Source organism: Treponema denticola (assembly GCF_024181605.1).
In the GTDB taxonomy this organism is placed as follows: domain Bacteria; phylum Spirochaetota; class Spirochaetia; order Treponematales; family Treponemataceae; genus Treponema_B; species Treponema_B denticola_B.
In genome coordinates this window covers 1,308,474-1,323,203 of sequence record NZ_CP054477.1, presented here as the reverse complement: position 1 = coordinate 1,323,203, position 14,730 = coordinate 1,308,474, and the positions used below count along the sequence as shown (strand labels likewise).

The window sequence follows — 14,730 nt, the reverse complement described above, 5'->3', positions numbered from 1 at the left end:
AAATGGGTGTTTTAAAAGCAGCTTCCGGCAAAAAAAATCTCCGCCCCTATGTTATAGGGATTGATCCGGGTTTGGCAAATACGGGCTATGGAATTATAAGTTTTTCAAATAACCGCTTTGAGTGTATAGAATACGGCTCAATAAGTACCGAGCCTCATTTACTCCAAGGGGAAAGGCTTTTAAAAATTTTCGATAGGGTTTCGGAACTTATTGAAAAATACAGGCCTAAGGAGGCCGGAATAGAAACCTTATATTTTGCAAAAAATGCGACGAGTGCAATGTCCGTTTCGGAAGCCCGCGGCGTGGTTCTTTTGGCTCTGGCTCAAGGGGGGGTGAGGGTAGGAGAGTATGCTCCCAATTCCATTAAAAAAGCCGTAACGGGTATCGCTCAAGCAGAAAAAAGGCAGGTACAGGAAGCCGTAAAATTGATTTTAGGCCTAAAGGAAATTCCTAGGCCTGACCATGCGGCCGATGCCTTGGCTGCTGCCATTACAAAAATAAATTTAGGAGATGTAGGGGAGGTACGGGCTTATGTTTAACAGCATTTCAGGAATTTTAAGCGGAAAAACAACCGATTCCGTCTATGTTGAAAATTCAGGTATTGAGTGGGAAATCTTTGTTTCGGCCTTGGCTCTCGATGCCTTAGGCACTGTCGGGAAAGAGGTAAAGGTTTATACATGGCTCTATCACAGGGAAGACCAGATGAGGCTTTTCGGTTTTCCCAATCAGGCAGAGCGCTCCTTGTTTTTGGATCTTACAAAGGTTGAGGGGGTAGGGCCCCGTCAAGCCTTAAAGATAATGTCGGGGCTTAATTCCTCTTCCCTTGAAAAAGCCTTGGAGGAAGGCGACCTTGACACCCTTCAAAAAGCTCCCGGAGTAGGCAAAAAGACTGCTCAAAAAATGATTCTTGCCTTAAAAGGAAAACTTACCAACCTAAACGAGGTTTCCTCAAAGGGGCAGGCTTCCGTTTCTTGTGAATATGAAGACATCGTTACGGCTTTAACCGAAATGGGTTTTGAACGAAAATCCGTAATCGTCCAAGTCGAAAAAATAGCCGAAGAAATGAAGGCCGCAGGTTCCGATCCTCTTAAGAACGAAGAAGAACTTTTTAGACGCTCAATCGTCGCTTTGAGCTGAACGGTTTTTATTCTACACTGCCCGTAATATTTATATTTCCAAGATCAGAGCGGGCATTAATTTTGTGCGGATTTTCCGATTGTGCCTTTGCCGAGTATTTTGATATTGTTGTTAAGTTATTAACCCTAATGTTTCCATGAGTGCCGGTAGAAGCGGATATGTCATAATTGTTTACATCGTTTTCAAGATTTATATTTATGTTTCCTCTATGTGAAACAAATGAGTTATGTCCGCCAAGGCTGCCGTCAATTTGTATATTACCGCCGCAGTCTATTTTTGCATTATTATATTCACAGTTCAAAGTTAAAAAATTGCCGTATTTTAGATCCGCTTTAAAAGCTTTTGCCTTAAAATTTTTACCGGTAATGTTTCCATATTCGGTTTCCAAAACACAATTTTGAATACTATTGCTTTCTTCAAGGTCAATATCAATGTTTCCATATTCACATGAAATATCCAAAGTATTTTTGACCTTGCCTTTTAGTTTAAAGTTTCCTCCGCTTTTAATTTTTATATTTTCGAAATTGCTTTTTGTTATATCGAAATTTCCGTAACCGCTTTCTCCTTTAAAATCTATTGTTTGCATGTCTTCAATTTCTATATTACCGTATTTGGAGCTTACAAAAGATTGTTTTATTTTTGGAGAAGCTTCAAGGACGATTTTAATATTTCCGTATTTGCTTTTAATTGAAAAACTTTCCGTTACTGTTGCAATAAAATTGATATTGGTGTTTGATTCTATATCCGCTTCCTTAAACCGGCATTTTTCAATATCGGTATTTCCAAAATCCCCTTTTATCTTTAAATTATCCGCTTCAATATCTTCGCATTTAATATCTTTTTTGTTCTTAATAAGCATCGAATTAAAAATAAATTTTTCGGGTATATGCATCTCAATATTTGAAATAATAAATTTATCTCTATCGCCATTACCGGAAGATGTTATGTTCCATATATTTTTTTCATTTATTTTTAAAGTTTTATCTTTTAAATTTATATCGATAGCATTTTCAGGTAAACCTTTTACTTTTATTATGATTTTTTCAAGGGATGATTGAGTATAAAGATCTGCTGCCGTTAATATGTTTTCAAGTTCAAGGTTTTTTACTTCCTTTGTATCGAATTCTTTTTGTATAACATGATCTTCCCATTCTTTGTTTACCTGAGTTCGAAATGTTTTATTAAAAGGTTTCTGTTTTGAAAAATCAAAATTTCCACCGAGCATTATACCTGTCAGTATGCAGCATAATCCCATAAAAATTAAACACAATATCGAAAGAATTTTCTTTGACATACTCTCCTCCATAATTTTTTTAAGTAGTTTTGCAGAAGCAAAACTACTTGCTTATCTATCTTTTTAACCAGGTCTAATTCTTAAATCTGATACTTATAGAACCTATTCCGCCTTTGACGGTTATTGAGTTTTGGGTGATTGAACCGCTTTTTTGTCTATCGGCTAAAAAGGTTTTTGATTTTTTTCCGTTTATTATAACCTCTCCTAAACCTGCACTTACATCAAAATCATAATCTTTTTCGGCTCCATCTATTTTAAGATCAACTTCGCCTATTCCTCCCTTGACTGAGGTCTTACCCATGGCCGTACCCGAAAAGCTAAATGAGCCGACGCCGGATTTTATATCCATATTGGTTACTGTCGAATCCTTAAAGTTTACTTCTCCGACTCCGGCTCTGATTTCGGCATCCTTTGAAATCTTTGCATCATAAATATTTACTTCTCCGACTCCTGCTGCAAGGTTGAATTTTTCTACATTTATTTTGCTGATATTAAGTTCTCCGACTCCGCTCTTTATTTCAAAATTATTAAATACAATATTCCGCGGGAGGCTGATATATATTTTAGGCGAATTATTTTTAAAATTAAAACCAAGATTCTTAAAAAACTTTGAAGGAGTGTTGTCTTCAAAACTGATTGTGTCTCCTTTTTTTTCTACATCGAAATACTTGGGGTTAATGCGCTCAATTTTATATGAGGCTTCATCCGCACGATCGCTTATTTCTATTTTTACCTCTCCGACTTCTGCCTTAAGAAAAAAATTCTTAATTCCTTCCAAACTGATTGTTTCAGCCTTTTTGTACTCATCTCCAAAATACTCGTCCATATCATCCCTCCAAGATTTTATATCGTCTTCCATATCTTCTAGGTCGTTTTCCATATCTTCGATACTCTCGGCCGCCGACATAATTTTATTATATGCTCTGTCAATAAAATTCCGTCCATGAATTCTACGCTTAGATCTATAAAAAAATCTTCCGCCTAAACTATAACCTATGCCGACAAGCATAAGTCCCAAAAAAATAATTAAAATTGTCTTTCCTATTTTTTTCATATAAATCCCCTTAACGATGTTTTGTGTAAACTGTTTATCGATTATCTTAATAATTTAATAATCGCAAGTATTATTAAAGCCGGAATACCCAGAACAATTGCACCTGCAAATAAAACCGGTATCAACCAAAAGACCAGTTTAAATGCAAGAATTAAAATTCCCCCAACAATCCCGAAGACTGCAGCGATAATCCCGAAAACAAAAACCATAATTAAAAAAGCAATTAACATTTTCCCTCCATAATGTGATGTTTTGTGCTTTGCACAAAACTCGAAGATAAACATGAAGGCTTGTATTTCAAGCCGGAATGTTTATCGCCCATCCATAAATTAAATTTTTTTTACCAGCTGCGATATTTTTCTTATAATCGCAGTAACAAAAAGGTATAAAAGTCTGGTAAAACCTATGGCTATTAAAATAGCTCCTATTAAAAGAATGCCTGTACCGAAGTCTACAAAAAGCATACCGAATGCGAATACTGCCAATATACCGCCGCCGAAAACAAGGGCAATAGAGGCAACGCAAAGTCCTACGCATAGAAGAACTATTACTACGGTAAGAATTACAGCCAGCGGTATTGCAATCGGAGCTGCAAAGATTCCGAGGATTGTAAACCATAAGGCTCTTAAGCCGCCCCTTGCAGATTTTCTTGCTCCTTCGGCTTCTTTTATTGCATAGTCCGAAAGAATTTTTGAAGCAATGTGGGCAGGGCTTCTAAGCTCGTTTATTACCGTTTGCTCATTTTCACTTCCAGCCTCATCAAAATATTCTTCATAGAATTTAATTGCTTCCTTTCTATCCTTATAGGGCAGATGCCGAAGCCTGTCTTCAAGTTCTTCAATGAATTCTCTTCTTTTCATTTTATTCTCCTTCCTGAGTGCTTATTTTAATTTTTCCGAAAGCAGTGCTGATCTTTATGTTTGTATCTGAAGTTTTACTTCCGAGGTTAAGCTTGTCTCCTCGTCCTTCAACATTTTCCCCATTTAGTTTTACTCTGCCTTGTTTAGAAAAAATATTTATATCGTAATTTTCTACTTTATCAGGCAAATTAAGATCCACTGAACCTATGGCAGAATTGATTTTAGCATAACTGTGTAAATTTCCTTGGAATATTATGCTTCCTGCTCCGGTGTTTAATATAGCTTCATTAAAATCGCATTTTTGGAATTTATTAGTTCCTGCCCCCGTATTGAATTTTCCTCTATCCGATTTTAATTCGTTTCCGGTTATATTTCCGGCTCCCGAATTTGCATTGATGTAGGAGCTTTCGGTTTTTATAAAGTCAATTGTTCCTGCCCCTGTCGATGCGGAAATATTACCGGCTTTTATGTTTTCAAATTTGATAGCACCTGCCGAAGAAGAAAGCTTCATAGTTTCAATATCAATATCGCTTATATTTATAGCACCTGCAGAAGTATTGAAATCTATTTTTTTGTGTAGACCGCTTTTTACCGAAAAATTTCCGCATGTTGTATAGCCTTCAATAACTTCTACATTTACTTCTTCTATTTTTAAAGAACCTATCTGGGAATTAAATTCGAGTTTTTCAAGATGAGTATCTTTGGGAATGTTTATGAGGATTTCTCTTTTGCTTGTATTAGAAGAGGTGTTTATGTTAAAATTTTCCAAAAAGGAAACAAAGCCTTTTTTGCTGAAAAAGAAAACGGGCTTTTCCTTTATTATAAGCTTTCCGTTTTCAATCTTTGCCGAAAAATCATCATCCGCAATATTTTGAGTAGTATACTCAATTTTTTCTTCTTGAGAAGCATTTATTAACACTTTTGCGGCTGTTATGTTTAAAATAATTTCCGAAATGCTTTCATCGGGAGAAAACTGCTGGGAAACTTGAGTGTTTTCACCCCTATATGAGGTTTTATGAAAATCTATAATCTCCTCTGCAAGTTTTTTAGGTGAGCCGAGTTCTTCAATTGCTGCTTCTTCGTTTTCGGCATCTTCAAAGTATTCTTCATAAAACTCGATCGTATTTTTTCTGTCTTCAGGTTTTAAAACCGAAAGATAAGAATTAAGTTCAGTTAAAAATTGGTCCTTTGTCATCTTTAATCTCCTAAAGGGCTGTGCCCTTAAAAATCTTGTCTATAAGTTCCTTATAGGACTTCCATTCTCCAATGTAGAGCTCATGCTGCCTTAATCCCGCAGGCGTTATTTTGTAGTACTTACGGTTCCGCCCGTCGATAGGCTGATCGTAGGTTTCCAAATATCCGCTTGTTTGCAGTCTTTTTAGAACAGGGTATAAGGTAGATTCCGATATTGGAAGAAGGCTTTTGACATCCTGCGTTAATTTGTAGCCGTAAGAATCCGAGTCTTTTAAAAGGGCTAGAACGCAGGCTTCAAGCAAGCCCGTATTTATCGAAAAAATCATCCCGTTAACCTCCTTGCTATATCTGATATTATATAATACTGTTTAGTATATTATTTATGTTTATATATTATATAAAATATAATATTATGTCAAGTATAAATATGAATTTTTTATAAAAATTTTGACAAATTTTGAAATTTATGATAGTATAGGCGCTATTGATTGGCGGATTAATAGGTGCTTTGATTCTATAAAAATTGAATATATTTGGAGGTAAAATATGAAAAAAATAAGTTTTATTACTTTATTTTTTATGTGTATTTTGGCTATGGGCTTTTCCGAAGATCCGGTTGCCGGTTTATGGAAAAGCGTGGACGAAAAAACCAATAAGATTACTGGTGTCTGGAACATTTATGAGAAAGACGGAAAATTGTTTGGGGAAATGCTTGTTACCGTAGGGCATGATCCTAAGGAAGCAGCGTCTTCCTGTAAGGAATCCTATAAAGATTTTCCGAAAGCCGGAAAGGTAAACGAAATGCCGCTCGTAGGCACGCCTTTTATTTACGGTCTTGTAAAAAAAGAAGCCGGTTCATGGCATAAGGGCTATATCATTGATCCGGGTGACGGCAAGTATTACTATTGCAAAATAAAATTTCACAAGGCTGACGGCAAAAAATTCAAAACCGATACCCTTGAAATGCGCGGCGAAATCGGTCTCGGCATAGGACGCAGTCAATATTGGCTTAGAACCGATAAGGCAGAAACCGATGAATTGATCAAAAATAATGTGATTAAGAATTAGTATCAGCGTAATTCCGTATCGGGGATAAGGCTTTTTGCAATGGCTGAAAGGGCTTGAGCTTGGGAGAGAGGGTAGGGCTCTACCGAGTTCCATTCAGGGGCTAGACAGGCTCCCGGTACAAATTGGGCTAGCCTCCATCTTGCAGTTTTGGGCAGGATGGAGGCTATTTTTTTTATTTCATCTTCAAATACGAGGTACGGAGCCAAAACGGTTCTATATTCTACTTCCGTTTTTTCGGTATTTGATTTTAGAATATCGAGGGTTTTTAGAAGTGCTGTTTTTGCTTTTTCTGCGGCTGAATCGGTTTTTGAAGCTAAAAGTTCCCCGTACCTTTCAGGCGAAGTTTTTAGGTCGAGGGCTATCATGTCAGGTTTAAGATTGGGAGAGCTTAAAATCTCTTCTATGCGTTCCGGAAAAAGACCGTTTGTGTCTATTTTAACTGCAAGGTTTAAGGCCTTGGCTCTTTTAATTAGCTCTAACAAGGCCGGGGACATGAAGGGCTCCCCCCCTGATATTACAAGGCCTGAAATAAGGTCTTTTCTTTTTTCTAAAAATGTGTAGATTTCGCTAAGCTCATAATAATCGTTGGAGCTTTCCTGATTTGCATTAAAGGAAGAAGGCGAGGCTAGGGCGAGCTCTGCATTGTGGCAGTAGGGGCATCGCATATTGCAGCCGGGCAAAAAAACCGCCGCTGCGACGCGGCGGGGAAAATTAACTAAGGTGGTTTTTTGTAAACCTGCAAGCATTAGGCTATTTGTTCTTTTTTTTCTGAAAGGTTTTCCGAACTTGAAAAATTTAAGGAGCCGCTGATGGGCGGGCAATCACAGCCGGACAGAGTTTTTTCAATCCTTTCGTTTTCGGAAGAGAACATAAGCCTGTGGTTATATTCTTCCCGTTTTCCTTTGTTCCAGTTACGGACTGATCGGTAGTAGCCTACAATTCTGGCATAAACCTCGGTTCCCGTACCATGAACATTTTCAAGTTCTTTTTTTACCTCTTCAATTTCTGCATTGACTTTTTCAATGTCTCTCATTTTTTCCTCCCAGCTTTCGGAATAAAGCGTTATTTAGCGTTCTATTCCTTATATCGGCCATTCTAACACTATATATAGTGTTTGTCAAGTAAAAAGTAAAAAAAAATAGTTTTTTCGGTTAGATTTAACGTGAGGCAATGCGCTGTCTTGATTTTTAAGCCTCTTTATAGTAAAATCACTTACTTAAAAAAACTTAAGGAGGGGTAAATGCCTAAGATAAGTTCAAAAACAGTCGATGCAGTAACCGAAATGACAGATATTGTATCCCTTGTCGAGAACTATACCCGCTTGGAAAAACGGGGAGCAAATTGGTGGGGCTGCTGTCCCTTTCATAACGAAAAAACTCCTTCTTTTAATGTCGTTCCAGATAAAAAGATGTATTATTGTTTCGGCTGCCACAAGGGCGGCGGAACAATCAACTTTTTGATGGAAATGGAAAAGCTCTCCTTTATGGAAGCCGTGGAACGGCTTGCAAAAAATGCAGGTATCGAGGTTATCTATGAAGGCGGCTCCTATGTTCCGGACGAAGGAGCAAAACTTAAAGACCAAATATTAGATCTTTACGACAAGGTCGCGGGGAGCTTTCATTTTCTTTTAACCCAAAATCCTACAGGAAAAAAGGCCCTTGACTACCTCCTTTCCCGTAACGTTTCTCCCGAAATAATCGAAAAATTTAATCTGGGCTATTCTCCAAAGGATAGAAAATGGCTCCATAGTTTTTTACTGTCAAAAAGCTATTCTCAAGACTTTTTAGAAAAGACAGGGCTTTTTTCTAAAAACTATAAAAAGATGGCTTTTTTTTCCGATAGACTTATGTTTCCTATTTGCGACCGTCACGGTAAAACAATAGCTTTCGGAGGCCGCATTCTGGAAGGCGAGGGGGCAAAATATCTCAATTCTTCGGATATGCCTCAATATAAAAAGGGCGAAACCGTTTTTGCCTTTCATCATGCTTTAGCCGAAATCCGAAAATCAAAATCGGTAATCTTATGTGAAGGCTACATGGACGTTTTAGCCTTTTTTCAGGCGGGAATCGAAAATGCCGTAGCTCCTTTAGGGACTGCCCTTACCGAAGATCAGGTAAAACTTTTAAAATCTTTTGCTGAGACCTTTTATCTTGCCTTTGACTCGGATAAGGCCGGACAAGAAGCTTCCTACAAGGCTATAAAAATTTGCCGCAGTATGGGAGTCAATGTGCGTGTTTTATATATGAAGGACGGAAAGGACCCTTCCGAAATTCTACAAAAAAAAGGTAAAGAAGGCTTGAAACTTCTTTTGGAATGTGCTATAGTAGACGATGATTATCTTATACAAATTGCGTCCATGAGATTTGATATAAGCAGTCCGGAAGGAAAGGCCGCAGCTATAGCCTTTTTGTTTCCGTATATTGAGGTCCTGGAATCCGATATTCAAAGGGAGTCTGCTATTTCTAAACTTTCATCGGCTTTTGGTGTCAGTCAACAAGCAATTTTCAGCGATTATATGAACCGCGAAAAAAAGGCTCTAAGGCATATAGTTGACGAAGTAAAACAAAAGCCGGTAGATATAAGGATGAATGCCGAGTTACGATTGGTTCTTGCCGTTACGGCAAATACTGATCTGTTTTCTCGTTTGCGTTCACAATTGAGCCCCGATGATTTTGAGGATTTTTATGCCAGACATTTGTTTATTGTTTTAGAAGAATGTTATAGAGATGGTGCCTATACTTATGCGAATCTGATGCACAGATGCGGGGAAGAAAAATTAAAAGATATTGTTTCTCAAACAATTTCTAAAGGTGAATTCGCCGAGAACTCTGAAAAGATAGTCGATGACGGCATAAATTTTATAAAACAAAACGTTCTACAAAAACAAAAAGACAAAATCATAGGCAGACTGAGATTATTACATGGAGAAAAGAATATCGATACCGTAAACTTGACAAAAGAATTAATGGAAGAAAAAAAAAGTATCGATATTCAATTAAACAAATTAAAGGGAAAGGTGTATGACTGATCTCGAAAAGAATCCTGCGGTTATTAAACTTTTGGAATATGCCAAAAGGAAGCACACAATAGGATTGAGTGATCTTGATGATCTACTGCCCGAAGACTTAATGTCTCCGGAAACTATACCTGATATTCTGGATATTTTGGAAGGTGCCGGCGTTCAAATAAGAAATGAAGGAATATCCGAATCTAATTCAGAAACCGACTCCGATTTTCAGAGCGGTAATGATGAAGATTATCGATTATTGGATGATACGTACGAAGATGATGATGATATAAAAAGTCCTTATTCTGATGACATCGAAACTCCATATATCGAAAAAGAAAAACCTAGGCATGAACCGGCAAAAAAACTGGTTAGAACTTCTCACGAAGCCGGAGTTGACGATCCGATTAAGCTTTATCTTCAAGAGATAGGCAAGGAAGATCTTTTAACTGCCGATGAGGAAGTATCTCTTTCAAAAAGCATGGAAGACGGAGAAGCTATAATAAAAAAGGTTATAAAAAATTCCGGTATATTGATTCCCGAATTTTTTGTAATCGGTCAAAAGGCTTTTTCCAAACTGGATCCTGCTGAGTCCAATAAGCCGCGCAAAGAATTAAGTGAAGAAATGGCCGAAAAAAAGCGTCTCAAGCAGGTTTACGGTGATAGTCTACGGAACATATATTCCGAAATTAAACAATATATGTCCTTAAAAAAGCACTGTTATGATAGAGAAACCTTGGAAAGCTTTTTGGAGAGCCCTGAGCTTCAAGCTTTGCGGAAGAAGATGTTTAACAGTCTTAAACGTATTCACATTGAATCGGAAGAAATAGAAAAAATTTCTGACCGTTTTATTGAAGCTACCGACAAGGTTCAGGACTATCAACACAAAAAAGAAAGAAAGGAAAAACAGCTTGGTATTAAAAGCTATGCCGATTTAAGAAAGCTGGGTAAACGGCTTGCAATTCCGAGAGAAAGAGAAAAACTGGAAAAAGAGCTTAATATTTCGGCTAATGAAGTAAAGGATATATACACTCAAATTCAGGTCTTGACCCGAAAAATCCGAAAGATCGAATATGATTTTGAAGCTACTGTAGACGAAGTTATTGATCTTACTTCAGAGATAAAGAATGGCCAGAGAATGCTTAAAAATGCAAAAGATAAGCTGATAAATGCAAACTTGCGCCTTGTTGTTTCTATTGCTAAGAAGTATATCAACAGGGGATTACAGTTCTTTGATCTTGTGCAAGAGGGAAATATCGGGCTTATAAAAGCTGTTGAAAAGTTTGAGTACAGGAAGGGATATAAATTTTCTACCTATGCTACTTGGTGGATAAGGCAGGCTATTACGCGTTCAATATCGGATCAGGCACGTACGATAAGGGTTCCTGTCCATATGATAGAACAAATCAACAAGGTAAACAGGGAATCCCGCCAGCTCATGCAAAAACTCGGCCGTGAACCCAATGATGATGAAATAGCCTTGCAGTTAGGCTGGTCGATCGAAAAGGTTAAGCAGGTTAAAAATGTTGCAAGGGAGCCTATCTCTCTTGAAACACCCATAGGTGAAGAAGAAGATACCCTCTTGGGAGATTTAATCGAAGATAAGGGTGTTGAAAATCCTTCAAACAGAACGGAGCTTACTCTTTTGCAGGAGCAGCTTGAAATGGTGCTTTCCAGTCTGCCTGAGCGTGAGCAGGAAGTTTTAAAAATGCGCTTCGGTATTGAAGGAGGCTATCCTCTTACCCTTGAAGAAGTAGGCTTATATTTCGACGTAACGCGTGAAAGAATAAGGCAAATAGAAGCAAAGGGATTAAGGCGGCTGCGCCATCCTAAACGTAGTAGAAAATTAAAAGATTATCTTGATAATTGATTATTTTGATAATCGGTTGTCTTGATAATTAAAGGGGTTGTAATTTATGGATAATGATGTATTGGAAAAATTGAGAGCTTTACAGGATATTCTTGCTCGAAAAAATGAACTTGAAACGGAGATTTTGGATGCCCCAAAGGCTCTTACACAGCAGGAAGAGCTTTTGGAAAAGTTAAAGTCCGGTTATATCCAAATGAACAGCGAGTATGAAGAGCTGCGTAAAGGTATTGCCGTTTTTAAGGCTGATCTTTTTGAAGCTGAACAAAAGAGAGAAAAGGCCGAAAAAGCAATGGATAATATCGAAACTCAGCGCGAGTATGAAATCTTGCAAAAGGAAATCGATGATTCTACTACAAAGGCCGAAACTATAAGAAAGGACCTTCTAAGGCTTGAAAGTCAATTTAAGATTTTGGATGCAAATATTAAGCAGGAAGAAGATCTTATTACACAAACCGAGAAAGAACTTGAAGAACACAAACAGCTCTTGGACTCGGAGATTTCCGAAAAACAAAATAAGGTAGAAGAGTTAAAGCTGGAAGAAAAAAAACTGTCTCCGGGTTTGAGTGATGAAACAATGTTTAAATTCGACAGGATTATTAAGAATAAACATGGTGTCGGTATCGTTTCCGTTCAGGGAAATGTTTGTATGGGCTGCCACATGATTCTTCCCGCTCAGTTTGTAAATGAAGTCAGGTCGGATCAGGATATAAAATTCTGCCCTTACTGTAGCCGTATTCTATTCTATGAAGAATCCGAATTAACGGCCGAGCAGGAAGCATATTTTAATGATTCCGATATGGAAGGCTTACTTGATATTGGAGATTCCGCAAATGAGGATTTCCTTGCAAGTTTTGGGGACGGTAAAGACGAAGATTAAAAGGAATAAATAATTTTGGGATTAAAGGAACCGCTGCATTTGCAGAGGAAAGTCCGGACTCCTTCGGAAACGATGCCGGCTAGCGGCCGGGGAACGGAAATTAAAGTTTCCGTTTACAGACAGTGCAACAGAAAGTAAACCGCCGCATTTTGCGGTAAGGGTGAAAGGGCGGGGTAAGAGCCCACCGCGTTTTCGGTAACGAAAACGGCAATGTAAACCTCATCGGGAGCAAGGTTAAGCAGTAAAGAATCTCCGATTCTTAATTTACGGGTTAACCGCGATAAAAACTTGCTGTAAAGCAGGTTTAAGAAAGATGGTTCCGTCTGTTTTACAGAAACAGAATCCGGCTTATTAATCCCTTTTTTTAAGGTATTATAAAAATGGAATTTTCAAAAGGAAGGTCACATAAAAATTTCTCAAACAAAAGAAAAGGAACAAAAAAGATTTTTATAGTTTTGCTTTTTTTCTTGTGTGTGATTTCTGCCGTCTATTTTTTATATATCCATAATAAAAACTATGCAGGCATACCTTCAATGAAAGAGGTGTATGCCGATTGGGCAAAAAAAAATTACGAGAGCGTATATCAAAAGACCGCAAGTATTTTAAAAAGAAGGGCATATGACGGTGAGGCTTTGGCTATGAGAGGCTTTGCCGCCTATTATATCTTTGCCGAACAGACCGATTTTTCGGTAAGCTATTCTTATCTAAATGATTCTATTTTGAATTTAAGACAGGCGATGTACTGTGTTTCAAAATCTCAACAGCCGAAAATTGCCTATGTATTGGGAAAGGCTTATTATCAAAAGGGATATTACTATGCAGACCTTGCCTTAAAATACTTGGATATTGCGTATAGTTCCGGAGAAAAATTTGCAGATTTGTCGGAATTCAGGGGTATGTCGGCGTCTCTTTTGGATGAGCCGGAAAGAGCTATTGATGCCTTTTCGGATGCCCTCTCTCATAACCCTTCGGATTTATTGTTTTTTGCTCTTGCCGAAAATTATATTAAGATTTCTGATAAACAAAATGCAAAGTTGTATTTATTTGAAACAATAGATAAAACGAAAGATACACTTTTAGAATTAAAATGCCGATATTTATTGGGTAGTTTATTTCTTGAAGAAAATAAGATAGATGATGCTGTAAAGGAATTTAATACCATTCTTGAAAAGGATATGACCTCTGCCGACGCTCATTATGGCTTGGGTGTTGTATACGAACTTCAAGGAGATATGATAAAGGCCCGTGCAGAATGGCGGAAAGCTCTTAAATTTGATCCGCTCCATATAAAAACACGGGCTAAACTAAATTTATAAAAATTTTGGGGGACAAAATGGGCTTTTTTAAAAGATTTTCGACAGATATAGGAATAGATTTGGGAACCTGCAATACTATTATCTATGTGAACGGAAAGGGGATAGTAGTAAATGAACCCTCTGTTGTTGCCGTTGAAAGGGGTACAAAGAGAGTGGTTGCTGTCGGATCCGAGGCTAAAAGAATGCTTTGGAAAACTCCGGGAAATATTGTGGCTATCAGGCCCCTAAAAGACGGAGTTATTGCAGATATGGACACTACCGAAAAGATGATCCGTTATTTTGTTTCTAAGATTTTGCCTAAGCACCGTTTTGTCAAGCCGAGAATGGTTATAGGTATTCCAAGCTGTATTACGGATGTTGAAAGTAATGCGGTTTATGAAAGTGCCATGAAGGCCGGAGCCGGAGATGTTAAAGTTTTGGAAGAATCTTTAGTTGCAGCTATAGGTGCGAATATTCCTATTCATGAGCCTGCCGGAAATATGGTTTGCGATATCGGAGGCGGTACAACTGAAGTTTCGGTTATATCTCTTTGCGGTATGGTTGTAACAAATGCAATCCGCGTAGGAGGCGACGAGTTCGATCAAGCCATCATTAAGCATGTCCGTTCCGTTGATAACCTCATCATTGGAGAACAAACAGCCGAAAGAGTAAAGATCAGCATAGGCAATGCTTCGCCCGAAAAAACAATAGAAAAGGTAGAAATTAAGGGTACCGATGCTATAACCGGACTTCCCCGCCGATTGGAAATAGACTCTGTCGAAGTCAGGGAAGCTTTAAAAGAACCTGTTACACAGATTGTCGAAGAAATTAAGCGGACCTTAGCCCAGACTCCTCCTGAGCTTACTGCCGATATTGTTGAAAGGGGGATTGTAATGACCGGAGGAGGTTCTTTGTTAAAGGGGCTTCCTAAACTTATTGCAAAAGAAGCCCGTGTTCCCGTAATTTTAGCGGAAAACCCTATGGACTGTGTTGCAATAGGTGCCGGAAGATATTACGAAGTGTTTAGGGATATGACTGTTGACCGCAGCCTCTATGACAGCTTAAATAATTAGA

16 protein-coding genes and 1 other RNA gene are annotated in these 14,730 nt (G+C 37.9%); 9 read left to right on the top strand and 8 right to left on the bottom strand.

Annotation, left to right across the window (positions count from 1 at the left end; genetic code table 11):
* The first annotated feature begins 2 nt into the window (after positions 1-2).
* Positions 3-539 carry a crossover junction endodeoxyribonuclease RuvC gene (gene ruvC / locus E4N80_RS06190; RefSeq protein WP_253700990.1) on the top strand — a complete coding sequence of 179 codons (537 nt, stop codon included), beginning with the start codon at positions 3-5 and terminating at the stop codon, positions 537-539.
* Positions 532-1,137 (top strand): Holliday junction branch migration protein RuvA, encoded by a 606-nt coding sequence (gene ruvA, locus E4N80_RS06185; RefSeq protein ID WP_002679554.1) that lies wholly within the window; start codon positions 532-534, stop codon positions 1,135-1,137. Before ruvC ends, ruvA begins: the two co-directional genes overlap by 8 nt.
* A gap of 7 nt (positions 1,138-1,144) precedes the next feature.
* Here the strand turns inward: ruvA and E4N80_RS06180 are convergent, their stop codons facing one another.
* From E4N80_RS06180 to E4N80_RS06155, 6 genes are all read right to left on the bottom strand, one after another.
* Positions 1,145-2,431 carry a DUF4097 family beta strand repeat-containing protein gene (locus E4N80_RS06180; RefSeq protein WP_253700989.1) on the bottom strand — a complete coding sequence of 429 codons (1,287 nt, stop codon included), beginning with the start codon at positions 2,429-2,431 and terminating at the stop codon, positions 1,145-1,147.
* A 73-nt stretch (positions 2,432-2,504) separates the two neighbouring features.
* On the bottom strand, positions 2,505-3,485 hold the full coding sequence (locus E4N80_RS06175) for a toast rack family protein (RefSeq protein ID WP_253700988.1): 981 nt from the start codon (positions 3,483-3,485) through the stop codon (positions 2,505-2,507).
* Positions 3,486-3,526: 41 nt separating this feature from the next.
* Complete coding sequence (locus E4N80_RS06170; protein ID WP_253700987.1) at positions 3,527-3,715, bottom strand: hypothetical protein; 189 nt, start codon at positions 3,713-3,715, stop codon at positions 3,527-3,529.
* Positions 3,716-3,814: 99 nt separating this feature from the next.
* Positions 3,815-4,345 (bottom strand): DUF1700 domain-containing protein, encoded by a 531-nt coding sequence (locus E4N80_RS06165; protein ID WP_002669622.1) that lies wholly within the window; start codon positions 4,343-4,345, stop codon positions 3,815-3,817.
* 1 nt (position 4,346) lies between these two features.
* Positions 4,347-5,540 carry a DUF4097 family beta strand repeat-containing protein gene (locus tag E4N80_RS06160; protein ID WP_253700986.1) on the bottom strand — a complete coding sequence of 398 codons (1,194 nt, stop codon included), beginning with the start codon at positions 5,538-5,540 and terminating at the stop codon, positions 4,347-4,349.
* A gap of 10 nt (positions 5,541-5,550) precedes the next feature.
* Positions 5,551-5,865 carry a PadR family transcriptional regulator gene (locus E4N80_RS06155; protein WP_002669619.1) on the bottom strand — a complete coding sequence of 105 codons (315 nt, stop codon included), beginning with the start codon at positions 5,863-5,865 and terminating at the stop codon, positions 5,551-5,553.
* A gap of 220 nt (positions 5,866-6,085) precedes the next feature.
* On the opposite strand from E4N80_RS06155, the gene E4N80_RS06150 reads away from it, so the two are divergent.
* Positions 6,086-6,607: a DUF2147 domain-containing protein gene (locus tag E4N80_RS06150; RefSeq protein WP_253700985.1), complete on the top strand. Its 522-nt coding sequence runs from the start codon at positions 6,086-6,088 to the stop codon at positions 6,605-6,607.
* A gap of 2 nt (positions 6,608-6,609) precedes the next feature.
* Here the strand turns inward: E4N80_RS06150 and E4N80_RS06145 are convergent, their stop codons facing one another.
* Positions 6,610-7,353 carry an anaerobic ribonucleoside-triphosphate reductase activating protein gene (locus tag E4N80_RS06145; RefSeq protein ID WP_253700984.1) on the bottom strand — a complete coding sequence of 248 codons (744 nt, stop codon included), beginning with the start codon at positions 7,351-7,353 and terminating at the stop codon, positions 6,610-6,612.
* Positions 7,353-7,640 carry an anaerobic ribonucleoside-triphosphate reductase gene (gene nrdD / locus E4N80_RS06140; RefSeq protein ID WP_253684111.1) on the bottom strand — a complete coding sequence of 96 codons (288 nt, stop codon included), beginning with the start codon at positions 7,638-7,640 and terminating at the stop codon, positions 7,353-7,355. Before nrdD ends, E4N80_RS06145 begins: the two co-directional genes overlap by 1 nt.
* Before the next feature lie 207 nt (positions 7,641-7,847).
* Here nrdD and dnaG point away from each other — a divergent pair, with 207 nt between their 5' ends.
* The 6 genes from dnaG to E4N80_RS06110 all read left to right on the top strand — a co-directional run bounded on the left by dnaG (position 7,848) and on the right by E4N80_RS06110 (position 14,729).
* Positions 7,848-9,635 (top strand): DNA primase, encoded by a 1,788-nt coding sequence (gene dnaG / locus E4N80_RS06135; protein ID WP_253700983.1) that lies wholly within the window; start codon positions 7,848-7,850, stop codon positions 9,633-9,635.
* Positions 9,628-11,484, top strand: coding sequence for an RNA polymerase sigma factor RpoD (gene rpoD, locus E4N80_RS06130; protein WP_253700982.1), 1,857 nt, complete (start codon positions 9,628-9,630; stop codon positions 11,482-11,484). The genes dnaG and rpoD overlap by 8 nt, the downstream gene beginning before the upstream one ends.
* Before the next feature lie 46 nt (positions 11,485-11,530).
* Positions 11,531-12,361: a zinc ribbon domain-containing protein gene (locus E4N80_RS06125; RefSeq protein ID WP_253700981.1), complete on the top strand. Its 831-nt coding sequence runs from the start codon at positions 11,531-11,533 to the stop codon at positions 12,359-12,361.
* 17 nt (positions 12,362-12,378) lie between these two features.
* Positions 12,379-12,724: RNase P RNA component class A (rnpB, locus tag E4N80_RS06120), an RNA gene on the top strand.
* A 17-nt stretch (positions 12,725-12,741) separates the two neighbouring features.
* Positions 12,742-13,677, top strand: coding sequence for a tetratricopeptide repeat protein (locus E4N80_RS06115; protein WP_253700980.1), 936 nt, complete (start codon positions 12,742-12,744; stop codon positions 13,675-13,677).
* A 17-nt stretch (positions 13,678-13,694) separates the two neighbouring features.
* A complete protein-coding gene (locus E4N80_RS06110; protein WP_002668696.1) occupies positions 13,695-14,729 on the top strand; it encodes a rod shape-determining protein in 1,035 nt (344 codons plus the stop codon).
* The last annotated feature ends 1 nt before the right edge of the window (position 14,730 follow it).